Origin of the sequence: Pseudodesulfovibrio sp. lm2024 (assembly GCF_051175575.1) — a bacterium.
Lineage (GTDB): Bacteria > Desulfobacterota > Desulfovibrionia > Desulfovibrionales > Desulfovibrionaceae > Pseudodesulfovibrio > Pseudodesulfovibrio caledoniensis.
The window spans coordinates 4004739-4031219 of sequence record NZ_CP195092.1 but is presented as its reverse complement, the minus strand read 5'-3'; the positions used below and the strand labels follow the sequence as shown (position 1 = coordinate 4031219).

General features: G+C 65.1%; 19 protein-coding genes. 11 read left to right on the top strand and 8 right to left on the bottom strand.

Translation table 11 applies throughout. The annotated features are described in order from the left end of the window. Positions 1 to 3: 3 nt before the first annotated feature. Both ACR42D_RS18780 and ACR42D_RS18775 read right to left on the bottom strand, forming a co-directional pair. Complete coding sequence (locus tag ACR42D_RS18780; RefSeq protein WP_484568316.1) at positions 4 to 1242, bottom strand: HD domain-containing phosphohydrolase; 1239 nt, start codon at positions 1240 to 1242, stop codon at positions 4 to 6. Positions 1243 to 1397: 155 nt separating this feature from the next. Then, entirely contained in the window at positions 1398 to 1745 is a 348-nt protein-coding gene (locus ACR42D_RS18775) for a cupin domain-containing protein (protein WP_484568315.1), read from the bottom strand. 159 nt (positions 1746 to 1904) lie between these two features. Between ACR42D_RS18775 and ACR42D_RS18770 the strand changes: the two genes are divergently transcribed. Continuing rightward, the gene (locus ACR42D_RS18770; protein WP_484568314.1) at positions 1905 to 2540 is read left to right on the top strand and encodes a LysE family translocator; all 636 of its coding nucleotides are present in this window, start codon (positions 1905 to 1907) and stop codon (positions 2538 to 2540) included. Positions 2541 to 2616: 76 nt separating this feature from the next. On the opposite strand, the gene hcp is transcribed toward ACR42D_RS18770, so the two are convergent. Then, the gene (gene hcp / locus ACR42D_RS18765; protein ID WP_484568313.1) at positions 2617 to 4224 is read right to left on the bottom strand and encodes a hydroxylamine reductase; all 1608 of its coding nucleotides are present in this window, start codon (positions 4222 to 4224) and stop codon (positions 2617 to 2619) included. 290 nt (positions 4225 to 4514) lie between these two features. Between hcp and ACR42D_RS18760 the strand changes: the two genes are divergently transcribed. From ACR42D_RS18760 to ACR42D_RS18740, 5 genes are all read left to right on the top strand, one after another. Beyond that, the gene (locus tag ACR42D_RS18760; RefSeq protein ID WP_484568312.1) at positions 4515 to 5456 is read left to right on the top strand and encodes a PhzF family phenazine biosynthesis isomerase; all 942 of its coding nucleotides are present in this window, start codon (positions 4515 to 4517) and stop codon (positions 5454 to 5456) included. 17 nt (positions 5457 to 5473) lie between these two features. After that, entirely contained in the window at positions 5474 to 6160 is a 687-nt protein-coding gene (locus ACR42D_RS18755; RefSeq protein ID WP_484568311.1) for a VOC family protein, read from the top strand. 81 nt (positions 6161 to 6241) lie between these two features. Then, positions 6242 to 9745 carry a PAS domain S-box protein gene (locus tag ACR42D_RS18750; protein ID WP_484568310.1) on the top strand — a complete coding sequence of 1168 codons (3504 nt, stop codon included), beginning with the start codon at positions 6242 to 6244 and terminating at the stop codon, positions 9743 to 9745. A gap of 97 nt (positions 9746 to 9842) precedes the next feature. Further along, positions 9843 to 11012: an alcohol dehydrogenase-like regulatory protein ErcA gene (ercA, locus tag ACR42D_RS18745; protein WP_484568309.1), complete on the top strand. Its 1170-nt coding sequence runs from the start codon at positions 9843 to 9845 to the stop codon at positions 11010 to 11012. After that, positions 10978 to 12282, top strand: coding sequence for an ATP-binding protein (locus ACR42D_RS18740; RefSeq protein WP_484568308.1), 1305 nt, complete (start codon positions 10978 to 10980; stop codon positions 12280 to 12282). The genes ercA and ACR42D_RS18740 overlap by 35 nt, the downstream gene beginning before the upstream one ends. Positions 12283 to 12707: 425 nt before the next feature. On the opposite strand, the gene ACR42D_RS18735 is transcribed toward ACR42D_RS18740, so the two are convergent. After that, positions 12708 to 13469 (bottom strand): TrmH family RNA methyltransferase, encoded by a 762-nt coding sequence (locus ACR42D_RS18735; protein ID WP_484568307.1) that lies wholly within the window; start codon positions 13467 to 13469, stop codon positions 12708 to 12710. A 236-nt stretch (positions 13470 to 13705) separates the two neighbouring features. Here ACR42D_RS18735 and ACR42D_RS18730 point away from each other — a divergent pair, with 236 nt between their 5' ends. Further along, positions 13706 to 15301: a lytic transglycosylase domain-containing protein gene (locus ACR42D_RS18730; RefSeq protein WP_484568306.1), complete on the top strand. Its 1596-nt coding sequence runs from the start codon at positions 13706 to 13708 to the stop codon at positions 15299 to 15301. A gap of 441 nt (positions 15302 to 15742) precedes the next feature. On the opposite strand, the gene ACR42D_RS18725 is transcribed toward ACR42D_RS18730, so the two are convergent. Further along, entirely contained in the window at positions 15743 to 16666 is a 924-nt protein-coding gene (locus tag ACR42D_RS18725) for an HD-GYP domain-containing protein (protein ID WP_484568305.1), read from the bottom strand. Positions 16667 to 16937: 271 nt separating this feature from the next. Here ACR42D_RS18725 and ACR42D_RS18720 point away from each other — a divergent pair, with 271 nt between their 5' ends. After that, the gene (locus tag ACR42D_RS18720; RefSeq protein ID WP_484568304.1) at positions 16938 to 17699 is read left to right on the top strand and encodes a substrate-binding periplasmic protein; all 762 of its coding nucleotides are present in this window, start codon (positions 16938 to 16940) and stop codon (positions 17697 to 17699) included. A gap of 110 nt (positions 17700 to 17809) precedes the next feature. On the opposite strand, the gene ACR42D_RS18715 is transcribed toward ACR42D_RS18720, so the two are convergent. From ACR42D_RS18715 to ACR42D_RS18705, 3 genes are read right to left on the bottom strand one after another with little or no spacing between them, the layout of a single operon-like run. Beyond that, positions 17810 to 19372: a c-type cytochrome gene (locus ACR42D_RS18715; RefSeq protein ID WP_484568303.1), complete on the bottom strand. Its 1563-nt coding sequence runs from the start codon at positions 19370 to 19372 to the stop codon at positions 17810 to 17812. After that, positions 19372 to 20727, bottom strand: a complete 1356-nt coding sequence (locus ACR42D_RS18710) for a cytochrome ubiquinol oxidase subunit I (protein WP_484568302.1) — start codon at positions 20725 to 20727, stop codon at positions 19372 to 19374. The genes ACR42D_RS18715 and ACR42D_RS18710 overlap by 1 nt, the downstream gene beginning before the upstream one ends. Further along, the gene (locus ACR42D_RS18705) at positions 20724 to 21617 is read right to left on the bottom strand and encodes a c-type cytochrome (protein ID WP_484568301.1); all 894 of its coding nucleotides are present in this window, start codon (positions 21615 to 21617) and stop codon (positions 20724 to 20726) included. The genes ACR42D_RS18710 and ACR42D_RS18705 overlap by 4 nt, the downstream gene beginning before the upstream one ends. A gap of 276 nt (positions 21618 to 21893) precedes the next feature. Between ACR42D_RS18705 and ACR42D_RS18700 the strand changes: the two genes are divergently transcribed. The 3 genes from ACR42D_RS18700 (at position 21894) to ACR42D_RS18690 (ending at position 26287) form a co-directional block, all read left to right on the top strand. Further along, a complete protein-coding gene (locus ACR42D_RS18700; RefSeq protein ID WP_484568300.1) occupies positions 21894 to 23318 on the top strand; it encodes a DNA integrity scanning protein DisA nucleotide-binding domain protein in 1425 nt (474 codons plus the stop codon). 9 nt (positions 23319 to 23327) lie between these two features. Then, the gene (locus ACR42D_RS18695) at positions 23328 to 23552 is read left to right on the top strand and encodes a competence protein ComEC (RefSeq protein WP_484568487.1); all 225 of its coding nucleotides are present in this window, start codon (positions 23328 to 23330) and stop codon (positions 23550 to 23552) included. A 179-nt stretch (positions 23553 to 23731) separates the two neighbouring features. Further along, positions 23732 to 26287, top strand: coding sequence for a methyl-accepting chemotaxis protein (locus ACR42D_RS18690; RefSeq protein WP_484568299.1), 2556 nt, complete (start codon positions 23732 to 23734; stop codon positions 26285 to 26287). Positions 26288 to 26481 lie beyond the last annotated feature (194 nt).

The window sequence follows — 26481 nt, the reverse complement described above, 5'->3', positions numbered from 1 at the left end:
ACGCTACATTCCGGGGGTTTCCACCCACCTGTCGCGGATGGCCTTGATGACGTCGAATATCTCCAGGAAGATTTCCACCACCTCGGGGTCGAAATGGGTGCCCGCGTCCTTTTCCAGTATCCCCAGGCACTTTCCATCCGGGAAGGGGTCTTTGTATGACCGGGGGGAGGCCAGGGCGTCATACACATCGGCCACCGCGCAGATGCGCGCGGACAGGGGAATGGTCTCGCCGTTCATGGGCGTGACGCCCAGTTCCGGCTCCGGCACCCAGACCTGGTCCAGGGGGATGGAGGGATACCCCCTGCCGGCCCATTTTTCGTGGTGGTACAGGGCGATCTCCATGGACATGCGGTCCAGCTCCGAGGTCTGGTTCTTGAAGAGCCGGGCCCCGTAGACCGTGTGCCACTTCATGATGTCGTATTCCTCGTCGGTCAGCTTGGCGGGCTTCTTGAGGATGGAGTCGGAGATGCCGACCTTGCCCACGTCGTGGAGCATGGCGGCCAGGCGCAGGTTGTCGCGGGTGCTCTTGATCTCCTTGGCGGAGTAGCCCCGGCGGGCGGCCCAGGTTCCATAGATTTCCGCGCAGTACGCGCCCACCCGCTGGACGTGCGCCCCGGTCTCGGCCGGGTCGCGCAGCTCGGCCATCTGCATCATGCGCAGGATGAGCTCGCGGTTCATGATGCCGCGCTCGATGGCCACAGAGGCGTTGTTGCAGAACAGCGGGATGTAGGTCTTGGCCTCGTCGGAGAAGGGGACCACCGCGCCGGACTCGTTCTTGGCGTTGATCAGCTGCATGACCCCGACCAGCCGGCTCTCCTGGGCGATGAGCGGGATGGTCAGCATGCTGGTGGTTCGGAAGCCGGACTTTTCGTCAAAGGATTTGTTGAAGGAAAAGGGAAGGGTGGGGTCCAGTTCGTAGGCGTCGTCGATGGACAGGCTTTTGCGGGTCTTGGCCACGTAGCCCACGATGGACTGCTCGCTGATGGGGATGCCGAAGTTCTGGTACAGGGCGGCGTTGGCGGCCTCGGTCTTGAACAGGGTGTCGTTCTGGACGTAGCTGAAGATCAGGCGGTTGTTGTCCACCAGGAAGATGGACCCGGCGTCCGCGCCGGAAAACCGCCTGGATTCGTGGAGGATCTTGTCCAGGATCGTGTCCACGTCCTTGAGCTGGTTGACCTCGTCCGTGATCTTGAGGATCGTCAGGACCGCGTCATCGCGGCCCTCCAAGCGTTCAATGTCCATGTCGGCCCCTCCGGGTTGGTACTCCATTATATATCCTCTATTCCCAAGGGAAAATCAAATATTCAATCCCGTCCGGTTCATGCGGCCGGGCAAGAAAAGAGGGACGGAAGTCCATGCGCTGGTTTTCCGTCCCCTGTCTTCGGTTGCGGCAGGGCCTAGATTTCCGGGATGCCTTTGGGGATGAGGCAGACCAGGACCATGGTCTCGTCGCCGGTGTTGACCACGTGGTGCTCCTCGTCCGGGGCCACGTAGACCACGCTGCCCGGGCCGAGGGGCAGCTTTTCGCCGTTCCTGACCACGTAGCCGGTGCCCGCGTGGTAGAACTGCTGGTGCTCCCACGGGTGGGAGTGAGGCGGAATCTGCGCGCCGGGTTCGAGTTCGATGACCCGCATGCAGAAATTGACGTCGTCGTCCGCCTTGCCGATGACCACCCGTCCGGTCACGCCCGGCCCGGCCACCTTCAGCTCCATGGGGTCCACGTCCGTATACTTGATAACCTTCATCGTCGTTCGCTCCTGTCTGTTGTCGTTGCGCCGCCCTCATAAAAGGAGCGGGCCAGGACAGGCTAGCACAGCCCCGATGCGGACGCCAGGCGCGCGACGGGCGGTCATGATCAAATAAGTATTGGTCCATATCCGGCCGGAAGAGTAACGGTGTGACGCATGTTCGACTATACAATGACTCATTGGACCACGTTTCTGGCGGCCGCCCTGTTGCTGAACATTTCTCCCGGGCCGGACATGGCCTTCATACTCGGCCATACCGTCCAGGGCGGTAAGCGATCGGGCGTTGCGGCCATGCTCGGCATCTGGACCGGCGCATGCGCGCACGTCCTGCTGGCCGTGCTGGGGCTGAGCGCCATTGTGGCCACCTCGGCCACGGCCTTTGCCGTGGTCAAATGGATCGGGGTGGTCTATCTGGGCTGGCTCGGCCTCCAGGCCCTGCGTTCGAAAGGGGATATGCTGCGGCCGGTCGGGGACGGCAAGCCTCGGGACGCCGCCTCGGTGTTTCGCCAGGGCGTTCTCATCGACCTGTTCAATCCCAAGGTGGCGACCTTTTTCCTGGCCTTTCTGCCGCAGTTCGTGGTCCCGGGCAGCGGGCCGGTGTGGGCGCAATCCATGTTCCACGGGCTGCTGATCATCGTCGTGGCCGCTTTTGTGGAGCCGCCGCTGATCCTGGTCGGCGACCGGTTGGGCAGGCGGTTGCGGCAGAGCCGGTCCCTGCGCGTCTGGCTGGACCGGTTGCTGGGGTCGGTCCTGATCGCATTGGGGATCGAATTGGCGCTTTCCGAACGGTAGGCGGCACGCGCCGCAATGTCGGAGTTTCCTGGAAGTCAGGCGGCCCGCCGGTATGCACCGGCGGGCCGCCTGTCGTTTAACCCAGGATTTCGGCCAGGTCGGCCTCGGGGGTGGTGATGGGGGCGATGTTGTAGTTCTCGACCAGGAGGTTGAGGACATTGGGGGTGATGAAGGACGGCAGGGTCGGTCCGAGCTTGATGTTCTTGATGCCGAGCGCGAGCAGGGACAGGAGGATGGCCACGGCCTTCTGCTCGTACCAGGACAGGACCAGGGAGAGCGGCAGGTCGTTGACCCCGCAGTCGAAGGCCTTGGCCAGGGCCAGGGCGATCTGGACCGCGGAATAGGCGTCGTTGCACTGGCCCACGTCGAGCAGGCGCGGGATGCCGCCGATGTCGCCGAGCTGCTTGTCGAAGAAGCGGAACTTGCCGCAGGCCAGCGTCAGGATGACCGTGTCGGCCGGGGCCTGCTCCACGAACTCGGTGTAGTAGTTGCGGCCGGGCTTGGCGCCGTCGCAACCACCCACCAGGAAGAAGTGGCGGATGGCCCCGGACTTGACCGCGTCGATGACCGTTCCGGCCACGGACATGACCGCGTTGCGGGCAAAACCCGTCATTACCGATCCCTTATCGATATCCGCTTCAAAGCCTGGCATGGCAAGGGCTCGCTCGATGACGGGGGTGAAATCGTCATTGCCCACATGGACCGCGCCGGGCCAGCCCACCAGGCCGGTGGTGAAGATGTTCTCGATGTATTTCTTGGGGTCCTGGATGCAGTTGGTGGTCATCAGGATGGCCCCCGGGAACTCGGCGAATTCCTTTTTCTGGTTCTGCCAGGCCGTGCCGTAGTGACCGGCCAGATGCGGGTACTTGTGCAGTTCCGGATAGCCGTGGCAGGGGAGCATCTCGCCGTGGGTGTAGACGTTGATGCCCTTGCCCTCGGTCTGCTTGAGCAGGGTCTCGAGGTCCTTGAGGTCGTGGCCCGAGACCAGGATGGCCTTGCCCGCGGTGGGGCCGAGCTTGACCTGGGTGGGCACCGGATGGCCGTAGGCCGAGGTATTGGCGTCGTCCAGCAGTTCCATGGCCCGGATGTTGATGCGTCCGCACTCGAGTCCGGCCTCCACGGCCTGCTCCAGGGTCAGGCCGGTGGCCAGTGTGGCGGCCAGCAGCCCCTGGAACTTGGCGTACAGTTCGTCGTCCTCGCGGCCCAGGATGGCGGCGTGGTCCATGTAAGCGGCCACGCCCTTGAGGCCGTAGGTCAGGGTGTGCTTGAGGGACTTGATGTCCGGGTTCGGCTCGGGGTCGGACTCCACGCCGACCGCCTTGCCCTGGGCCACCATGCCGGGGATGTCGAGGGCGGGCGCGAGCACGGCCGGGCCGTCGAATTCCACGCCCGACACCTTGGCCTTGAGCCCGTCGCGCAGGGCCACGCACTTGTTGATCAGGGTGACGAACCGGGCGTCGTCGAAATTCACGTTGGTCAGGGTGGAGAAGACCGCCTCGGAGGTGAAGCGGTTCACTTCGTTATCCTCGATGCCTTGTTCGCGGGCGGCAACGGCCACCTGGGCGAGGCCCTTGGTCAGGTAGAGAAGAAGGTCCTGGAGGGTGGCGGTGGAATCGGTCTTGCCGCACACGCCGATTTTGGTGCAACCGCCCTTGGCGGCCTGTTCACACTGATAACAAAACATGGTTTCGCTCCTTTGTTCTGGTGGATTGCGTTCGATGCGTTCCAACCTAGGGCATGCGGCAGAACCGGAGTATGATTTAAGTCAAAAAAGGGGAGAAAAGCGCGATAAAATAAATCCCGACGGTCCGATCCCCTCCCAAACGCCCGGCGTCCGCAGGTGTCAAATGGGGCGCAAGGGGGGACGAACTCCTTCCGTCCGAGGCGAAATCTCCGCGCAGGCAACTTCCCCTTTGTCCTTGCATCCGGACACGCCGGGTTGTGGTCCAGGCCCGAAAGGACTATCTTCCCGTCATGACTCGAACAATCACCGTCTTTCTGGCGGACGCCTTCACCACCGAGCCCGGCAAGGGCAACCGGGCGGGCGTGGTCCTGGACGCGGCGGGGCTGTCCGACGCGGCCATGCAGGCCGTGGCCGCCATGGTCGGCGTGTCCGAAACCGCCTTCCTGTCCCCCGCGCCCAAGGGGGCGGACTATGATCTGGTGCAACGCTATTTCACGCCCGAGGTGGAGGTGCCGACCTGCGGCCACGCCACCATCGGGTCGCACTTCGTGCGCGCCCGGGCCCTGAGCATGGCCCATGGCCGGGTACGCATCATGACCGGCGCGGGCGTGCTGCCCATCGACGTGGAGACCGTGGACGGGCGGCTCAAGGTGACCATGACCCAGGGCGCGGTGGCCTTTACCCCGCCCTATGGTGCGTCGGCGCGTGAGGCCATCCTGGCCGGGCTCGGTCTCGAGCCGAGCGACCTGGCGGACGGGCTGCCCGTGCAGGAGGTCTCCACCGGCCATTCCAAGGTCATGGTCCCCATCCGGTCCGTGGCCGTCCTGGACGGGCTCAGGCCCGACATGGCCGCGCTCAGGGCGCTCAGCCGGGAGATCGGCTGCAACGGCTATTTCGTCTTCGTCCTGAACGGCGGCCAGGACCCGTGCCTGACCAGCGGGCGGATGTTCGCCCCGGCCGTGGGCATCGACGAGGACCCGGTCACGGGCAACGGCAACGGGCCGTGCGGGGCGTATCTCTCGCAATACGGCGTGCTGCCCGACCGGCCGGTCTTCCGCTACCTGGGCCGCCAGGGCGTGGCCATGGGGAGCGAAGGGGTCATCGAGGTCACCGTGACCCGCGACGACGGCGGCCCGCACAAGGTGCAGGTGGGCGGCACGGCCGTGGAGGCGGGGCGGATGGAGATCGGACTGTCCGACGAAAGCGGCAGCGTTTCGGCAACTATTCTGTAATACAAGGGGGCAAGGACATGCGAACCAGATTGGACCATATCGTCATTGCGGCCACGGACATGGAGCGGGGCGTGGACTGGGCCGAGAAGCGTCTCGGCGTGCGCGTGCCGCGCGGCGGGGTGCACGAGACCATGGGCACCCGCAACCACGTCATGCGCATCGGCGAGGAGATGTTCCTGGAGATCATCGCCATCAACCCGGACGGACCGGTTCCGGCCAAGCCGCGCTGGTTCGGCCTGGACGACCCGTCCGTGCGCGAGCGGCTGGACCGGTCTCCCGCCTTCCTGGCCTGGGTGGCCAACACCGACGACATCGCGGCCTTTCTGGACGCGGCCCCTCTGTCCTTCGGCACGGCCACGCCGGTCAGCCGGGGCGAACTGAACTGGCGGTTCGCCCTGCCCTCGGACGGGCGGCTGCTGGCCGGGGGCATGCTGCCCTACGCCATCCAGTGGCAGACCGAGTCCCACCCGGCCCTGGCCATGCCCGACCTGGGGTGCCGGCTGCTCGGCCTGGACATCTATCACCCATACCCCGAGTGGTTGGGAGGCATTCTGGACGCCGTGGGCCCGGTGGACCTGGTCAAGGTGCATCCCCTGCCGCCTTTGGAGGCGCCGCGCATGGCCGCGCGCATCGACACCCCGGAGGGCATCCGGCTGCTGGAGACTATGCCCGGGGGCTGCGGCTGCCCGCCGCGCCGGGCATAGCGGTTCCAAGTGTGCAGGGACTTTATTAATTCCCGCGTATTTGTTAGAGAACGGACGGTTCTCCCCTGCGCAGGAGTCGTCATGCAGCCGCCGGTTCGTTCTTCCTGGGCCCCGGGCCCCTTCCTGCTCGCCGTCCTGGCGCTGGCGGTCCTGCTCGCGCCCGCCGCGGGCCGGGCCTCGGACCGCAAGCAGATCCTCCTGCTCAACTCCTACCATCAGGGGTTCCGGTGGACCGACGCCGTCTGCCGGGGGCTCATGGACGTGCTCAGGCCCCACGAGACGGGCATCACCCTGCACGTGGAGTACATGGACACCAAGCGGGTGGAGTTCAACGCCCACTACGAGCAGCAGCTCCTGAACGTCTACGCCCACAAGTACAAGGGGCTGCCCCTGGACCTGATCCTGGCCACGGACAATGCGGCCTACGACTTTCTGCGCCGTCACCACGACGAGCTCTTTCCGGACATCCCGGTGGTCTTCGGCGGGGTGAACTTCTTCAGGTCCGACCAACTCGAGAACTACCCCCTGTTCACGGGCGTGGCCGAGGTCCTGGACGCCCGGCAGACCATCGACTGCGCCCTCAGGCTCAAACCCGGCACCCGGACCATCTACGTGGTCAACGACTATTCATGGACCGGCGTGGCCGTGCGCAGGTCCATCGAGGAGCAGCTGCGCGGCCTGGACCGGAACGTCACCGTGGTCTTTTCCGGCAATTCGGACCTGACGGCCATCCTCCAGCACGTGGAGGGGCTGCCGTCCAACGCCGTGATCCTTCTCAGCGTGTTCAACCGGGACATGAGCGGGCGGTTCTACGACAAGAGCGAAGTGGCCGAGGCCATATCCGCCCGCGCCCGGGTGCCGGTCTTCGGTATCCTCAAGGGGGACATGGGCCACGGCATCGTGGGCGGCATGCTCTCCAACGGCCACGACCAGGGACAGGCCATGGCCCAGATCGCCCTGCACGTCATGTCCGGCCGCCCCCCCGGCGAAATACCGGTCCTGCAGGGCAGCTCCTTTGCCCCGGAGTTCGACTACATTCAGCTCAAGCGGTTCGACCTCGACCCGGCCAAGCTCCCGCCGGACAGCGTGATCAGCAACCGCCCCAACTCCTTTTACCGCGAGCACTCCGGCGTGCTCCTGGGCGTGGCCGGGTTCGGCGTCCTGCAGACACTGATCATCCTGGCCCTGGTCCTGAACATCACCCGCAGGCGGCGGGCCGAAAAGGAGCTGCGCACCGCCCACCGGACCCTGGAGGAGCGGGTCAAGGAGCGGACCAGCGAGCTGCGCCAGTCCGAGGAGGTCCTGCGGACCATCTTCGATTTTTCCTATGACGCCATTATCATCCACGACGGCAACGGCCGCATCCTGGAAGTGAATCAGCGCATGATCGAGATGTTCGGCCTGGAGGGCATGGACCCGTCCGGCGTGTCCCTGTCCCGCGACCTGTCGAGCAAGGAAAATCCCCTGCACTCCATGGCCTCCATCATGCGCGAAGTTTTGGGCGGCAAGCCCCGTCATCTGGAGTGGCGCGTCCGGCGCTACCGGGACCATAAGGAGTTCGAGGTGGAGGTCCACCTGACCCGGATCATCTACCGGGGCGAGGAGGCCATCCTGGCCAACATCCGGGACATCTCCGAGCGCAAGGAGTCGGAGAACGCCATCCGCCAGAACCTGGTCAAGTTCGAGGCCATCCTGGAGAACTCACTGATGGGCATCGCCATGTCCGTGCACCGCAAGATCGTGACCATCAACCGGCGGGGCGCGGAGATATTCGGCTACTCCACGGACGAGATACAGAACAACACCCTGAACCTGCTGCTCGGCCACTACCAGACCGAGGACGACTTCGTCCTGGCGGCCAAGTCCGCCCTGACCGAGCGCGGGGAGTTCAACACCGAGCAGGCCTTCAGGAGCAAGAACGGCTCCACGGTCTGGTGCCGCATGTACGCCAAGACCGTGGACCGCTTCGACCTGTCCAAGGGCGTCATCTGGGCCTGGGACGACGTCACCGAGAACCGCAAGGCCCAGGAGGACCTGCTGCGCACCCGCGAGGACGCCGAGGCCGCCAACCGGGCCAAATCCGAATTCCTGGCCGCCATGAGCCACGAGATCCGCACGCCCATGAACGCCATCGTGGGCATGACCGAGATCACCCTGCAGACCGACCTGACCGAGGACCAGCGCGACTACCTCAAGACCGTCCAGGACTCGGCCCAGCACCTCCTGTCCATCATCAACGACATCCTCGACCTGTCCAAAATCGAGGCGCGCAAGCTGGAGCTGGACCACGTGGATTTCGACCTGCCGTTCCACGTGCGCACGACCATCAAGGGGCTCGAGCTCCAGGCCCGTCAGAAGGGGCTGGACATGGATCTGCAAATAGACGAGTCCGTCCCCCACTGCGTCAAGGGCGACCCGCTTTCCCTGCGGCAGGTGCTGGTCAACCTGGCGGGCAACGCGGTCAAGTTCACCCATCGCGGGTCCATCACCATCCGTGTGCGGGCCGCCGCGGGCCCGGCACCGGACGAGACCCGGCCCGTGGGCGTGGCCTTTGCCGTGGAGGACACCGGCATCGGCATTCCGCGCGAGTTCCTGGACTCCATCTTCCAGAGCTTCTCGCAATCCACCCGCGCCTTCGGGGGCACCGGCCTGGGACTGGCCATCTGCAAGCAGCTCATTTCGCTCATGGGCGGCGACATCCGGGTGGACTCCACCGTGGGCAAAGGCAGCATCTTTTCCTTCACCGTCTGGTTCGAACCCGGCTTCTCCTGCCCCATGCCCGACGAGGACGACGTCCATCGGCGGCCCGAGGCCCCGACCCGGCCCGTGCGGGTGCTCGTGGCCGAGGACAACGACGTCAACATCATGGTCACCACCCTCAAGCTCGAGGACCTGGGCTACACCTACGCCGTGGCCAAGACCGGGCTCGAGGTCCTGGATCTGCTCAAGCGCGAGCCCTTCGACCTCATCCTCATGGACATCGAAATGCCGGTGCTGGACGGCATCTCCACCACCAAGGCCATCCGTTCCGCCGTGCCGGGCGGGCCCATAGCGGACCCGGACATCCCGATCATCGGGGTCACGGCCCACGCCCTCAAGGAGTTCCGCGACAAGAGCCTGGACGCGGGCATGGACGACTACGTGGCCAAGCCCGTGGACTTCAACGAGCTGGCCGTGATCATCAACCGGCTCATCGGTGCCGCGCCCGCTCCGCCGCAGCCCCCGGACGCGGGCACGGTCGAGGCCGAGGCCGAACCCATGGACGCCCTGCCGTCCTGGACCCCGGAATCGGCCATGGAGCACCTGGGTGTGGACGAGGCCATCTTCGCCGACTTCCTGGTCACGGCCAAGACCGAACTCGCGCTGCTGACCGAGGAGCTGGAACAGGCCACCGGAGCGGGCGACACGGCCAAGGCCGGAGAACTGGCGGGCACCGTCCGGTCCGTGTGCACGGCCATAGGGGCCAACGCGGCCGCCCTGGCCGCCGCCACCCTGGCCTCGGCCTGCACGGAAGGAGGCGATGAAAACACCGCTTTCTCACGCCTTCGCGAGGAGATAGGCAGCCTAATGAAAATCATGGACTAAGACTTTGCAGGGACATATCCTCCTGAGTAGAAGTGGGAAATGTCCGTTCAAACCTTGTCCTTGTCCGTGCGCCGATTTTCGTAAGAGGAGGAGAGCCATGCCCGGTCGGGAGTTTACCGAGTTGCGGAAATTTGTGGCCCCGGAGTTCGTCTTCGGTCCGGGCGCGGCCATGCTGGCCGGGCAATACGCAGCCAATCTCTCCACCAAAAAGGCCCTGGTCGTCTCCTGCCAGGCCCTGGAGGCCATCGGCTGCACCAGCCAGGTCGTCGACTCCCTTGCCCGCGAGGGCGTGGCCTGCACCGTGTTTTCGGACGTGACGCCCAATCCGCGCCACGAGGAGGTCATGGCCGGGGCCGAGATCTACCGGCGCGAGGGGTGCGATTCCATCGTGGCCGTGGGCGGCGGCTCGCCCATGGACTGCGCCAAGGCAATCGGCATCGTCTGCACCAACGACCGGCACGTCCTCGAATTCGAGGGCGTGGACAACGTGGAGCGCCCCGGCCCGCCGCTCATCTGCATTCCCACCACCGCCGGGACCGCCGCGGACGTCTCCCAGTTCTGCATCATCAACGACACCGACCGGAAGGTCAAAATCGCCATCGTGTCCAAGACCATGGTCCCGGACGTGGCCCTCATCGACCCCCGTCTGACCTTGACCATGGGCCCGGAGCTCACCGCGCACACCGGCCTGGACGCCCTGACCCACGCGATCGAGGCGTTCGCCTCCAACGCCTCCTCGGCCATCACCGACCTCAACGCCATGGAGGCCATGCGCCTCGTCCGCATCCATCTGCGCAACGCGGTCGAGCGGTCCGACGACCTGGAAGCGCGCACCGGCATGATGCTCGCCTCCACCTACGCGGGCCTGGCCTTCTCCAACGCCATCCTGGGTGCGGTCCACGCCATGGCCCACAGCCTGGGCGGTCTCCTCGACCTGCCCCATGGCCTGTGCAACGCCATCCTCCTGGATCACGTCATCGCCTACAATTTCGACGCGGAACCCGAGAAATACCGCCGCCTGGGCAACATCCTGGGCGCGGACATACCGGAGGAGGCCTCTCTCGAGGAGGCCAGGGACCGCACCCTGGAGGCGATCCGCGATCTGAAACAAAGCGTGGGCGTGACCCACACCCTGTGTGAACTGGGCATGACCGACGAGAACCTGCCCCTGCTGGCGCAAAACGCCCTGGCCGACGCCTGCATGCTGACCAACCCCAAACAACCGACGGCAGATGAACTCATCCAGATATTCAAAGCCAGCTGCTGATCCCGAACCGGCCCAGACCACCGAGCGCGAAAAGCTCATCGGGCTGGGCAAGCGTTCCATCAGCAAGAGTTACTATCCGGAACTCAAGAGCCGGCTGGATGAACTCGAGCATTTCCGCGCCCTGCTCGACAGGGTCAACGACGCCATCTTCGTGGTCGACGCGGACAGCGGCGTCATCCTGGACATCTCGGGCGCGGCCGACGCCCTGCTCGGCTGCGGCCCGGAACAGCTCCGGGGCATGAGCTTCAAGGAAATCCTGCCCCCGCACATCCGCCGCCACGCCCACAACCTCTTCCATAACGAGACCAAGACCGTGCGGCTGGAGACCGAGTTCTCCTGCCCCGACTGCCAGGGCCAGCCGCCCGTCCCGGTGGACCTGACCCTGAGCCTGGTCTCCTTCCAGGACCAGCGCCAGGCGATCATCGTGGCCCGCGACATCAGCGAACGCAAACGCACGGAGCGCGCCCTCAAGCGCAGCCACGACCAGCTGGAGATCCGGGTCCGCGAACGGACCAAGGAGCTGGACCAGGCCAACCGGGCCAAGTCCGAGTTCCTGTCCACCGTGTCCCACGAACTGCGCACCCCGCTGACCGCCGTGCTCGGCTTCGCCAAGGTCACACGCAAGAAGCTCATCAGCTCCATCTTCCCGGCCCTGGACCGCATCGCGGACGAGGCGCTGAGAAAGGAGATGGAGGTGGTCCGCAAGAACCTCGAGATCATCGCCGGCGAAGGCCAGCGGCTGACCACGCTCATCAACGACGTCCTCGACCTGGCAAAGATGGAGGCCAACCGCGTCGAATACGTCATGGAGCCCCTCCATCCCGAGGAGTTCATCAACAAGACCGTGGAAGTCACCTCCTCCCTGTTCGACGACAACGGCCTGGAACTGAAGCTGAACATCGAATCCCACCTGCCCAAGGTCAAGGGGGACATGGACCGGCTCATGCAAGTCATGGTCAACCTCTTCTCCAATGCCGTGAAGTTCACCTCCCGGGGCGCCATCACCTGCACCGCCCGTACCGTGGACGACACCGTGCGCATCAGCGTGGCCGACACCGGCATCGGCATCCAGTCCGAACTGCTCGAAGCCATCTTCGACGAGTTCACCCAGGCCGGCGAGCACCTGTCCAACCGCCCGGCCGGAACCGGCCTCGGCCTGACCATCTGCAAACACATCATCCATGAACACGGCGGCCATATCTGGGCAGAAAGCAAGCCCGGACAAGGCAGCAAGTTCATCTTCACCCTGCCCGCACTGAAGAGCGCCTAGCGATTTGGCGTGTCAGGGGATGCCTCCGGCGGCCCCTTCGGGGAGACCAGGGCGCTGCCCTGGACCCGCCAGGGAGCAAGGCCCCCTGGACCCCCATCGCCTCGCTGCGCTCGGAGGCGTACGGCGGAAGGTTGGTGGGGACGCCTTTTGCCGTGCCGGAGTGCGATTTCGGGCGGGAAAAACGGGTGAAAGGACGTGCGTCTTCACGCGGTAGCGTCCGCCGTTTTTCCCGTACGAAATCGCAGGGTATTCTATGGAAAGGGTCTAGCCCGGTAGGGAAACTTCTGTGCCGTTATCCAAAAAATACGCGAAGTCTTTTTATTGAAGTCTCATCAGCCCGCGCCCGCACCCCGCGAAGCGGCAACAAAAAGTTTAGGAGGGAAAGGGGGATGGGGGGCCGGGGGCGTCCCCCCCGTATTCTTGTATTATCCCAGTCGTCTGGCGAATTCCGAGACGATGATGGCTCCGGCCTGGGCCACGTTGAGGGAGTCGAATTCGCGCAGGAAGGGGATGTGCAGGCTGTGGTGGGCGAATTTGGCCACGCCCGGGCGGACGCCTTTTTCCTCGTTGCCGAGCAGGAGCACGGCCGGGGTTTGCAGGTCCGCGGTGTAGACGTTGTCTGAATCCGGGGCCATGCGTGCGCAATACAGGGTGTAATCGTAGTTGACGCAGTCCTTCATGGCGTTGGCCAGGTTGCCGACCTTGGCCACCGGGAGCTTGTTCAGCGCGCCCGCCGAGGAACGCACGGCCCCGGCCCCTATGTACGCGCCGTGATGCTGGCAGACGATGAGGCCCGCGCCGCCCAGGGCGTGGACCGTGCGCGCGAGCACGCCCACGTTGCCGGTATCCTGGACCTGGTCTAGGGCGACGATGAGCGGCAGGGGGGCCTCCGGGGCGTGTTCGAGCAACTGCTCGAGCGGGGTGTATTCCAGTGCGGCGCAGCGGGCGGCCACGCCCTGGTGGTTGCCCCGGTACATGTAGTCGAGGTCCTTGGCGGACACGGACTTGTAGGGCACGTTGCCGGTGCGGCAAAGATCGAGAATTTCTTCCATGGCCTGGTCGCGGCGTCCCTTCCGGAAGGCGACGAAGTCCACCTTCTGAGGAGTATCCAGCAGGAGCTCTTTGACCGGCTTGTTGCCAACTACGTAAATTTTCGAATCTTTTTTGTCCCGGCCGTGATCTTGCATTATCGTTTCCTTATGGTAAAGACAGCAAAATGCTGCACATGGTTGCGTTCGGCAAGGGGCTCTAGTAGGCGTTTATCGCTCCTATTGCAATCCATGGCAAGGTGGGCTAGCTGGTAGTATCGCGTTACCGGCACTCATGATTTTTTCTAGACTTTTCAAATCCGGACTTATCTGATAATGGTGTGCCGAAGTCGGAGGATCGCTTGAGAGTTAACAAGTATGCATATTTACTTGCGATGGGTCTGCTCATCGCGAGCCTGGCCGCTGGCTGTGCGCCCAAGGCACCCCAGGAAACGGCCCCGCCCGTAGAGGAACAGGTCACCGAAAACCTCGTGCCCGATGACGCCGAGGCGCTCGAGCCCGAGATCGAAGCCGCCCCCGAGGTGGCTCCCGGCGAGGACCTGACCCAGACCGAGCAGGCCGTGCTCAACCAGCGTTTTGGCCTGTTGTTCGACCTGGAGCAGCACGAGAGCGACGAAGTCGAGCTCTTCTTCACCTATTTCAACCATAAGGCCCGCAAGACCATGGTGCGCTGGCTGGAACGTTCCCAGCCCTACCTGCCTTACGTGCGCCGCGTCTTCACCAAGTACGGCCTGCCCCAGGACCTGGTCCTGCTGCCCTTTGTCGAGTCCGGCTACAATGTCCGGGCCTACTCCTGGGCCGGAGCGGGCGGCTTGTGGCAGTTCATGCGCGGCACGGGTCGTCTGTACGGGCTCAAGTCCGACTGGTGGATCGATGAACGCCGCGACCCCTACAAGGCCACGGACGCCGCTGCCCGCCATCTGAAGGACCTGTACGACAAGTTCGGCGACTGGTACCTGGCCCTGGCCGCGTATAACGCCGGTGAAGGTAAGATTGCCCGCGCCCTGAAACAGGCCAACTGCGATGATTTCTTCGAGCTGACCGAGAAGAACCGCAAGCTTTCCCGCCGCACCCGATTGAAACGGGAAACTCAGCACTACGTTCCCAAGTTCATTGCCATTTCCAAGATTTTCCAGAACCTCGACACCCTCGGCTTCGAGCCCGTGTCCTGGGACCTGGAATATGACGTCACCCCGGTCAAGGTGCCCGGCGGCACCGACCTGCTCGCCCTGGCCCGCGCCGGGGGCATGTCCTGGAAGGAATTCCACGACCTGAACCCCGCCTTCCGCCGCCAGGTCAGCCCGCCCCACATGGAAGCCACCGCCTACCTGCCCGCCAACAAGGCCGACAAGATGATCGCCTACCTGAGCGAGCCCGGCGCGCAGCCCTACGCGGGCTACATCCGCTACCGCGTGCGCTCCGGCGACTCCTGGTGGCGCATCTCCCGGCGCTACGACGTGCCCATCAACGTGCTCAAGAGCGTGAACAACACCCGCTCCAATACCCTGCGGCCCGGCGCCTACGTCATGGTGCCCGGCGGGGGATCGAGCCGCACCTCGGTCGCGTCGGCCTCCGCTCCGGCGTCCACCTCCGCGGCCAAGACCCGGGCCATCGCCGCCCAGCGCGGCAACTACGTGGTCCGCTCCGGCGACACCCTGTGGTCCATCGCCCAATCGTTCAACACCACGGTGTCCACCCTTCGCAAGGCCAACGGATTGCGCTCCAGCCGCCTCAAGATCGGCCAGAAGCTCTACATTCCCAACAGCTCCAACGCGGCCACCAAACAGGCCGTCAAGGAAGCCGGAAAGGTCAAGACCCAGCTGGTCCAGTACAAGGTCCGGCGCGGCGACAACCTCTATTCCATCTCGCGCAAGTTCGGCGTCAAGGTCTCCGACCTCTGCCAATGGAACGCCATCAGCACCAAAACCACCATCTACGCAGGCCAGAAACTCAAGGTCTACGTCCAGTAACCATACCGGCGAATGAAAAAGTCCCGGCAAGCGCAACGCTTGCCGGGACTTTTTTTATGCCTCCGGTGGCCGGGGGAAGGGGGAAAGGGAACCCTTTGAAAAGGGCTTCCCTTTCCCCCTTCCCCCGGACCCCCATCCCCCTTTCCCTCCTAAACTTTTTAGTGCCGCTTCGCGGAGCGGGAACGCAACAATAAGGCCTCCTACTCGGCAATGAGTCGGAGGCCTTTGATTTATATTCTTCTGGAGCGAATCGGGTGCGTAGAGCCGACAGCGGCTCAGCCCCCCCCCCGCTCGGGATAGGCTTTCGAGAGTGGTGTAGCTGTGTATTTTCTTTTATGGGGCTTTCACCGCAGCGTAGTCGTCTACGTGAGGATGAAAGCCCCATGGAAAAAATGTGCAGATGCGCCGCTATCGGAAGCCGCTCTCTGCACAAAGACTGTACTAAATGATTTCAGCGCCGCTCAGTACTGCAACAAACCGCTTGAAGACATTCATATCCACATTCTCACGCATCTCGTTGCGTATGAGGGAGAGGGCCTCGTAGGGCTCCATGGCTTCGGCGTAGGGGCGGTCCGTGGTCAGGGCGTCGTAGATGTCGGACAGGGAGATGATGCGCACGGGCAAGGGCACGTTGTCGCCCTTGATGCCCGCCGGATAGCCCGCGCCGTCCATGGTCTCGTGGTGGAACAGGATGCAGTTGATCGTGTTCTGGGTCATGGGCAGGTGCGCGCACATGGACACCCCGTGTACCGGGTGTTCCTTGATGATTTCGCGTTCCGCCGTGGTCAGCGGGCCGCGCTTGTTCAGGATGCGTTTGGGGATCTTGGCCTTGCCCACGTCGTGCAGCAGGGCGCCCAGGCCGTACTCGAAGACCTCGCTCTCGGTCATCTCGAAGGTCTGGAACAGGGCCACGGAGTAGACGAACACGTGCATGCAGTGGGTGTACGTCTTGTAGTCGTGCGAGATGAACGGGGCCACGGCGGACAGGGAGTTGTCCTTGGCCAGGAACTTGATGGAATTGCGCACGATGTCCGTGATGCGGTCCAGATGCCGGGCCCGCAGCGCGCTGGGCAGCTTGCGGTCGAACACGTCCTGCAGGACCACCGTGGTGGCCTCGAAGAATATCCTTGAGCGCGCCTCGATGGGCAGGGTCTCGTCCAGCAGGATCTTGCCCAGGTTGCGCTCGATGTATTTCTCGTACTCCGCCCGCTCCGAGCCCTGGACATAGACTTCCTTGACCCCGTTCTTGTGCAGGGTCTGGCGGTGGCGGGTGGTGAATTTCTGGCCGGAGGCGGTGTAAAGGACAAAGTCTCCGCCCTGCCAGAGGTAGACGGAGAAATTCCCAAGGGCTTCCGGAAACAGCATGACCGGAGAGACGGGAAAGTAGGATACCGGTCGAGCGGCACGAGTATTCGTATCCATTCCCGGATTGCATATAATATTAGTTGGGCGATTGCTAGTAAAAATCAGGACAATGTCTAGAAGATAAAGTACAATCTATGTTACAGTACGTGACGCGCTTTGCACAAACGCGCTTATACTGCCCGTTCCACGCCGGTTCGCAGCTGTTCTTGTGCAAAAAAACGGAACGGGTTAGGGTTGAATATATCTAGTACCCTCCAGGAGACCTCCCTTCATGAAAAAATGTCTGTTCGTTTGTCTGTTTCTCTTGTTCGCCGCAGTGGCCCGGGCCGAGACCCCGCTTCAGTTCCTGGCTGACAGGGACTTTGCGCCGTACTCCATGGTCATAAACGGCGAGCCCACGGGCATCGACGTGGACGTCTTCAACGAGGCCGCCCGCCGGGCGGGGCTTGCGATTAATATTCAAACCCAGCCTCTGGAAATCGTCCTGGAGAAGGTCAAGGACGGCAGCTGCGACGGGGCGCTGACTATGTTCCGCAGCCCGGACCGGGAGCGTTACGCCCTGTTCATGGAGGCCACCCCGGTCCACTACAGCGACTACGTGCTCTTCACCAAGGTCGGCGGCCGGTTCCCCTTCAACTCCTACGAGGACCTGGCGGGCAAGGTCATCGGCATGGTCGTCGGGCTCGATCTCGGTCCGGACTTTGCGGCGGCACGCGCCAAGGGCGACATGCTGGTCAAGGAGTACCAGGACCAGCGGGCCATCATGGCCGGGTTGCTCGGCGGCGAGATCGACGCCTTTGCCGGGAACATCGATGTCACCTACTATCGGCTCAAGGCCATGGGCATGACCAGTTCCGTGGTCTATCTGGACCGCAAGCTTTTGACCGGAAAACCTTCCTACGCCGTGCTCTCCCGGGCCGCCAAGCGGGAGGACAAGGCCGAGATCATCCAGGCCCTGGAACGGGCCCTGGACCAGATGTCCCAGGACGGCACCTACAACGCCATCGCCCGCCGCTACCTGCTGCGCTTCTAGCCTTTATCCCGCATCGCCCTCACGCTTCCGCACGCGCCTGCCGCCGAAGGCAACAACAAGGCCCCCTGTCGCACGACAGGGGGCCTTGTTTGTTACTCTTCAACCGAGAATCAACGCCGCAGGTTGGACGAGATGGCGACCAGGTCGCGGCGGGTTTCCTCGGGCAGGGCGCGGTAGGGCTGCATGACCGTGCCGGGATATCCGTCGGTGATGATCTGGAGGGACCGCTCCGGCTGCAGGGAGAACCGGCTGAGGTCCGGGGGCGCGGGCCGCAGGGTCAGGCCGAACGCGGTGGGGCGTCCGGTCGCGCCGTGGCAGGTGGCGCAGGTGTTCTTCCACAGGTCGCGGGCCTGTTGGCCGACCTCGCGCTGGGGCACGGTGGTCGGGCCGAACATGGTGAAGGTCCCGTCCAACTGGTCGAGCAGGGCGTCGATCTTGTCTTTGTCGAACACGGTGAAGTAGGGCATGCCCGAACCGGGCCACCCGGCCAGGAGAACCTGGCGGACGTAGTCGCGGTCCGCGCGTACGGCGGCGATGTCCTCGGCGCGGATGAGCAGCCGTTTGGCGGCCGGGCCGTCGCCCAACCCGCCCGCGCCGTGGCAGGGCTGGCAGCTCTTTTCGTACAGGGTCGGGCCGTTGTCGTAGACCGTGGCGAGTTTGAGCCGGAAGGCGTCCAGGGCCGGTTGCTGGAATTGGGCGAGGTCGGCGGATTCCCGGGCCAGGGCGATGCGGGCCTGTCGGTGCAGGGGCATGAGCGTGGCGTCCTGCAGCAGCTGGCGGGCGGCGAGCATGGACACGAAGACAACCGGTAGGAGCAGAAGCAGGGCGCGGCCGCCACGGATGGTCCCGTCGGTCAGGGTCATGACCGGGGCCGGGCGCAGGGTCCAGACCAGGGCCATGGCCGCTGCGGACCCGAGGGTCACGGCAATCAGCACGGGCCAGTTGAAGACGTCGGCCACAGAGAACAGCAGGGGCGCGCCCACGGCCACCTGGAAGAGGATGCCGCCGAACAGCCAGGCGCGCAGCCGGGCGCGTTTGGCCGTGTCCTGCCCGGCGGTGAAGAAGAGGTGGAAGGCCGCGCCGAAGACGACGGCCGCGCCGAGCACGTGCAGGTAGCGGAAGAGCCAGTGGGGCGGGTAGACGGAGCCCGGGGCCAGGGCCTTGGCCGCGAAGCCGGTCCATTCGCCGGGCCGCTCCATGAGCGACAGGGCCCCGGTGAAGATGGCCGGAACCGTGAGCAGCGCGCCCAGGCCGATGGCCCCGCTGATGAACGGCAGCCACGGGCGGGCGGGCATCTTGTGCTCGAACAGCTCGATGGTCAGGAAGGCGAGGATGAGCAGGGGAATGACGGACAGCCAGGTGAAGGCCTGCAGCCCGGTGGCCGTGAAGAAGCCCATGGAGTAGATGACCTGGATGATCAGCAGCGGGCCCACGCCCAGGACCACGGCCAGGCTCTTGAGCCCCAGGTGGGATTTGACCATGCGCTGGTTCCAGCCCATGTCCGCCCGGTTGCCGGAGCAGCAGTCCTGGAGGAAGTAGACGAAGCCGAGCATGGCCGTGCCGAGCATGAGCAGGACGAAGATCAGGTGCAGGCCGAAGGTCACGAAGAGCAGGATGCGCAGCCAGGTCTCGGGCAGCGGCAGGGCGAGGAAGAGGTCTTGCCAGGGCGCCATCACTTGACCTCCCCTTGGAGTTGCGGCCGGGGCAGGGTGTTCTTGTTGGCCAGTGAATAGAGGTAGGCGGACATGGTCAGCCGCTCCTGTTCGGAACCGTTGAACGGGGTCATGAACGGGACCATGCTCTCGGTGATGGCGGTCAGGGCGTTGACGCTCTCCAGGGTCCTCCCCTGCAGCCGCACGGTGATGTCGTTGATCCCGCCGATGGTGTGGCAGACCCCGCAGTTGGCGTCGAACAGGGCGCGTCCCGCCCTGGCGTCCGGCGCGTTGTCCGTTGCGGCGTTGACCCAGTTCATGGACGGCAGCAGCGGGCGGCCCTGTTGGGCGGTGGCCTGCTGGCGGACCATGCGCGCCTGGTTGGCGTACATGTAGCCGGGCAGGAGGTAGGGGCCGCGCACGAACTCGCGGACCCGCTCGAACTCGGCGACCATGCCCACGGCCAGGAGCAGGGACGGCAGGAACAGGAGCATGGAGGTTTTGCGTTTTTTGAGCAGTCCGGCCACGGCGGCCAGGACCAGGCAGGCTGCGGCCACGGTGTTGAGCGTGGGCAGCAGGTTCGGCACCTGGGACCAGACCGAGGTGGCCACCGCGAATTTCCAGTGAGTCAGGTAGGTCATGGGGATGCGCGAGAAGTAGATCCAGGCGAACACGGTGGTGGAGACCATGGCCGCGAGCATGACCAGACCGGTCAGGCGCAGCATCCGGCCGCGCTTATGGTCCGTGCCCTGGAACCGCCATGCGGTCCAGCCGAGGACGAGCAGCGCGCCCAGGACGATGCCCGCCGAGATGCGCAGCATGAACTGGGGCACGAAGGTCGGGTTGAAGTAGGCCTGGGTGAAGGTACCGCCCTGGGGCCAGCCGTCCGGGGTGAGCATGAACCCGAGGATGCCGGAGATGAGCACGGCCGAGCTCAGGGCCACGGCCACGTAGGTCCAGCCCAGCGCCATGAGCAGGCGCGGCCTGCGTTGGGACAGCCGGTCCCAGAGGAAGTAGTAGATGAGCAGGAGGACGACCTCGGTGGTGAAGGCCCACCATTCGATGAACCACGGCCAGAAGAAGAGGTGGATGAGCGAGCCGATGCCCTCGGGCGCGAGGATGCCGGTGATGAACCAGATGCCCACGCCGGTCACCGCGCCCACCGAGGTGGTCACGATGACCACCGGCTTGAGCAGTGTGCGCGCGGCCTCCTCCCAGAAAGCGCCGCGGCCCGTGGCTCCGAGGTTCTGGAAGATGACGATGAGGATGGTCATGCCGATGGCCACCCCGTGGCTGATGAGCACGTGGAGCACGGCGTCCAGGGCGATGGTCATGCCGTCGCCCAGCACCGGAACATGGATCAGGGGGAAGATCATTGCCGGGCCTCCCCGGGGAGCGGGATGACGCGCTCGATCTTGTTCGGGTGGGTGGCCACGAACTTGGGCCGGGGCTGCTCATGGGCGTAGGCGGCCACGTCCAGGGCCTGCTCCTGGGTCAGGCTCGGGTCGGTCTTGGGCATGAACCGCCAGACAAAGACCGAGAAGGTGCGGATGCGGTGCATCCCGGCCCCGTCGTTGTAGGCTCCGTCGCCCCACAGGGGCGGGGCGATGGGCGTGCCGAGTCCGTCCTCGCCGTGGCAGCGCGCGCAGACGTCCTTGAAGACCGTCTTGCCCGCAGCGGCGTCGGGCTTGTGCTCGTTGTCCAGGTGGTGGGCCAGGACCGACCAGGGCGGGGTGGAGTAGATGGGGATGCCCTTGGATATCCATTGGTAATAGACCAGCAGGGACTGCATGATCTGGCTGTCCGCCGCCGGGGCCTTGCCGCCCATGCTGCGCTCGAAGCACCCCTGGGTGCGCAGGGCCAGGTCGGCCGTGTATTCGCGTCGGGCCCGGTAGAGCGGGTACTTGGCGGCCACGCCCACCAGGGAGATGGTGTCCTTGCTGCGCCCGCCGTCGAAATGGCAGTTGGTGCAGGCCATGTCGTTGCCCACGTATTCGGGCGCGTACTTCTTGGTCTCGGTCATGATTTTGTAGCCGAGCATGACCATGGGCCGGATGCTCTCCGGGGCGTCCTCGGGCGCCGGGGGATTGAAGACCGGCCCGAGCGGCGCGGGGACTGCGGCCGCACCTGTCCCGGCCCCGGGCCCGGCCGGGGCCGCCGCCCTGGGCATGGGCGCGGACCACTGAAAGAAGAACACCAGCCATGCGCCGAGGATCAACAACAATACCAGGAGGATCAGTGAGGAAAAGAGTTTACCATGGTTCATGGGGTTCTCCGTTTGAGCAGGCAGAGACAGGATCGTGGAGGCTTCGACACCGACCGCCAGTGGCAAGACCGGCCCCATCCTATGCGATATCCATAGGAATGTTCAACCATCAATGTCGGAAGTTGCCCAAACGTACCGTCCTGCGCTGGTTTGCGAGCCTCGGGCGCGCCCGGCCGGACACCGTTTCCGGGGTAACCTTTTCTGGACATTTTCGAGACTTTCGGTCTACGGATGGGCCAAGATCGGGGCGGCAATTCATCCTCTGGAGCCGGTAGCATGTCGCAAGCATCGTTCGAGAACATCTGCGTATTTCATATCCTGGACGGCCTTCGGGAAGGACTGTCCCACTTTTCGCCGCCCAGCCGCGTGGCCGTGGTCTACGCCGTGGGCAAGGGCGAGCCGCCGCGCATTTGCGACCCTCAGGGACTGCTTGAAGGGCACGAACCCAAGCTCCAGGATTATTTCCTTTATTCGAGCCGCTGGCGGAGCAGGGACGAGGAGGTCGACGGGCTGCGCATCCTCAGCCAGGAGGAGACGGACCTGGACCTGTCCGGCCTGATCACCCTGGCCGCGCGGTCCAATTCCGTGTGCTACCAGATGTGGTTCACCGAGGAGCACCCGGACATGTGCTCGCTCGGCCCCACCCGGAGCTGGCTGGAATACGCGGCCGAGCTCTTTTCCCAGCATTTCGCCATCGGCAACGTCATGGGGCTGGACACCGCCGGGTTCATGCTCCAGCACTGCGCGGTCCACGCCATCCGCGACTTTATCGTGGACGAGCGCTCCCGCCAGGTGGGGTTGGACACCCAGATCCGGGTCTATCCGTTTCTGGATGCGATCCTGGGCGTGTCGGCCACCAAGGAGGAGGGCGCGTCGCCCCGTGGCCGCATCGTGGTGGTGGAGCCCAGCCAGCTGAACCAGGTCCGTTTCGTCTGCCGCTTCCCGCAGCACGAACAGCCCCAGACCGTGAATTTCAAGCACGTGCGCAAGCTGCTGCAGGCCGTGGAGGACTCGGGCCGGGTCCTGGTCTCCAACGGCACCTCGGTGCTCGGCATCGCCATCGGGCCCATGCCGGGCTCGTACCTGGCCGCCCAGTTCTCGGGCTCCTACGGGTTTTTGTGGATCCGCGACCAGATGGTCTGCAGCTTTTCCGACGGGCGGTTCCGCTCCTCCAACCTGCGGGCCAACCTGGTCCAACTGGAGGAGCAGCTGCTGGAGACGGACATGAGCATGGAGAAGCAGAACGCCCTGTTCAAGATCGCCTCGACCATGGTCAACCGGGTGCGCGACCGCAAGCACGGCTGCACCCTGGTGGTGGACATGGGACGCGAGCCCATGAGCATGTCCGGCCAGCACCTGGAGGAACCCCTGGACCTGACCCGGACCAGCCAGCTCAAGCTGGCCTGCTCCCTGGCCAAGCTGGACGGGGCCGTGCACATCGGCCGGGACCTCAAGCTGCACGGCTTCGCCTGCCTCATGGACGGCCGCTGCGTACCCGGCGAGAATCGGGCGCGCGGGGCGCGCTTCAACTCCGCCCTGCGCTTCACGGCCGAGCACGAGAACCTGGTGGTCGTGGTCGTGTCCGCCGACCGGCCCGTGTCGATCATCAAGGACGGGGTGGAGCTGACCGCGCTCTGCCGTTTCCAGCACGTCTGCGGCCTGCGGCGTCCGCCGCTCTTGGCCGAGTGGGTCATGAGCTAGGTCTTGATCGTGCGCGCCGACTGGATATCCGATCCCCTGTTCTGGGTCCTGGCCCTGCCCGCCCTGGCCGTGTCCGGCCTGCTCTTCCAGATGATTCTCTCCCTGTTCAGTTGCTGCGCAACCTTCCGGTTCCGGGGCCGCGCCGTGCAGCTCCGGTGGTGGATGATACCGGCCGCATCCGTCCTGTGCGCTCTGTTGTGGCTGCTGTCCGTGCTCTGCGCCGTGTTCGCCTGATCGCTTTCATCTCCTGATAATCATTACGGTTGTCGCTGTAACAGAAACTCCTGCCAGATGTAACACGAGTGTGACGCTCCTGTAACAAATCGGGTCGCCAAAACCGTGGCCGCAGGTAGTCTTCCTCCTTCCATTGTACGTATTTGCGCGGCCCGGCGGCGCCGCATAAGGGGGGGATAATGCGACTCAGCGTGAAGATGATTCTGTTCTGTCTGCTGGTGGGGATCGTGCCCTTGGCGGGCATGGCCGGCTACAGCCTGCACAACGCCTCGGTGAGCCTGAAGGAGCAGTCCTTCAGCAAGCTGGTCTCGCTCCAGGAGGCCAAGTCCCACGAGCTGGACGGGCTGACCGAGCTGTGGAACCGGGACATCACCATGTACTCCGAGGCCAAGTACGTGTACAGCGGACTGGTCCGCCTTCGGGACATCATTTTTTATGCGGCCCAGCCCGGCAAGCCCATGGACCTAGCCGACGAGGACTACGTCCACGCCCTGAAGCGGGTCGCCCCGGACTTCGCCCCGTGGGTCAAGGTGCGCGGCTACGCCGACGCCCTGATCCTGGACGACACCGGACGCATTGTCTTTTCCGTGACCCGGGGCAAGGAACTGGGTCAGGACATCGCCAAGGGGCCGCTGGCCAAGAGCCAGCTGCTGGACGCCTGGAAACGGGCCCTCAAGGGCGAGACCGTGTTCGTCGATTTCGCTCCCTACGAACCGCTGAACGGCAGGCCCTGCGCCTTTATCGCCGCGCCCATCCGGCGCTACGGCGAAGGTATCGAGGGCGTGGCCATGCTGCGCATCCCCATCGAGTCCGTGAACACGGTCATGCGCACCCGCGCGGGCCTGGGCCGAACCGGCGAGGCCTACCTGGTGGGCCCGGACGGGCGCATGCGTTCGGACCTGTACTCCGACCCGGACGGGCACAGCGTGATCGCCTCCTTTGCCGACCCGCAGACCGGGGGCATGCGCTCCGAACCCGCCAGCCGCGCCCTTGAGGGCCAAAGCGGGCGGATGGACAGCGTGGACTACCGGGGCCGGGCGGTTCTGGCCGCCTATTCCCCGGTCAAGGTGGGCGACACCGCCTGGGGGCTGGTGGCCAAGATCGACTCGTCCGAGGCCCTGGACCCGGTGCGCAAGCTCAAGGAGGCGGCCATGGTCGTGGGCGGCGGGTCCGTGGCGGGCATCGTTTTGATCACCCTGTTTTTCCTGCGCATGGTCCTGCTCAAGCCGCTCAAGGAGCTGCGCGTCTACGCGGGCCGTGTGGCCGAGGGCGACCTGGCGGCCAGGCCGCGCGGCCGGTTCAAGGGCGAGCTCGGCGAGGTCACCGAGGCCATCGAGCGCATGGTCCGCAACCTGGGCGAGAAGATGGAGGAGGCCGAGGAGGCCTCGCGCCTGGCCGAGACCCGCGCCGCCGAGGCCGAGGCCGCCGTGGTCCGCGCCGAGGGTGAGCGCAGGGCGCGCACGGACGCGGCCCGCGCCCAGCGCGAGGGCATGCTCCAGGCGGCCGGGATGCTCGAGACCGTGGTCTCGGGCATGCGCGAGGCGTCGGCCACGGTCAACCTGGAGTCCGACCGGATCATGGAGGGGGCCAACAGCCTGAGTTCCCGCGTGGAGACCACGGCCGCCTCCATGGAGGAGCTGGCCGGGTCCATCCGCGCGGTGGCCGAGAACGCCGAGACCGCGTCCGGGGACGCGGCCAACGCCCGGCAGCGCGCCGAGGAGGGATCCGAAGTGGTCCGGCGCACGGTGGAGTCCATCGGCGACGTGCACACCATCACCGAGCAGCTGCGCGAGCAGGTGGCCAACCTCGGGACCAAGGCGGACTCCATCGGCAAGGTCATGAACGTCATCTCCGACATCGCGGACCAGACCAACCTGCTGGCCCTGAACGCGGCCATCGAGGCGGCCCGCGCGGGCGAGGCCGGGCGCGGTTTCGCCGTGGTGGCCGACGAGGTCCGCAAGCTGGCCGAGAAGACCATGGACGCCACCCGCGAGGTGGGCGGGTCCATCGCGGCCATCCAGGCGGACGTGCGCGAGAACATCAAGGGCATGGACCGGGCCGCCGACCAGGTGGACGTGGCCAACCGGCTGGCCGGGGAATCGGGCCGGGCCCTGAACGAGATCATGGAGTTTTTCGAGACCGTCACCCGCCAGGTGGAGGCAATCGCCGCAGCCAGCACCCAGCAGTCCAGCACGGGCGAGGAGATCAACCGGGCCGTGAGCGAGGTGGACGCGGTCTCCACGAAGACCGCCGAGGCCGTGGCCCAGACCGGCGGGGCCATCGGCGAGTTGACCGGCCAGATCGAGACCCTGTCCAAGCTCTACGGGCTGTTCATGCTGCTCGGCCAGGGCGTGGTTCAGAAGCAGGTGGAATCCCTGGCAAAGGCCCCGGCCCTGATCAACGGGAGCACGGCCAAGCAGCTCGACCTGCTCAAGCGGGTGGTCCGGGAAAACCCCAGCCTGGAGATGGCCTGGGTCATCGACCCGCGCGGCGTGCAGGTCACGGAGTTCGCCATGGCCCACGGCAAGGCGGACGGCTCCCGGGGCGGCCCGGGCACCAGCTGGGCCGACCGCGACTGGTTCCGCGAGCCGCTGCGCACGGGCGAGAGCTTCATCTCGAACATCTATTATTCCAAAAACATAGACGACTACTGCCTGACCGTGGCCACCCCGGTGAAGGACAGCAAGGGGAATATCCTGTCCGTGCTGGCCGTGGACGTCCGCCACGCTGCCTAGCCGACACGGACCCGTCGTTGGATCGCCACCTTTCGGTCAAGCCCCGTTCCCGGCCACGGGCTAGCCTCCCCTCTGACCCCTGCGCCGCAGGCGCATAACGGGGTGCAGGGGTGCGAGCCCCTGCCCGCCGGAGGCGAAATCACCCGACAAAGCCGCGAAGCGGCTTCATCATCTGATTTTCTCTCCAGAAAGCC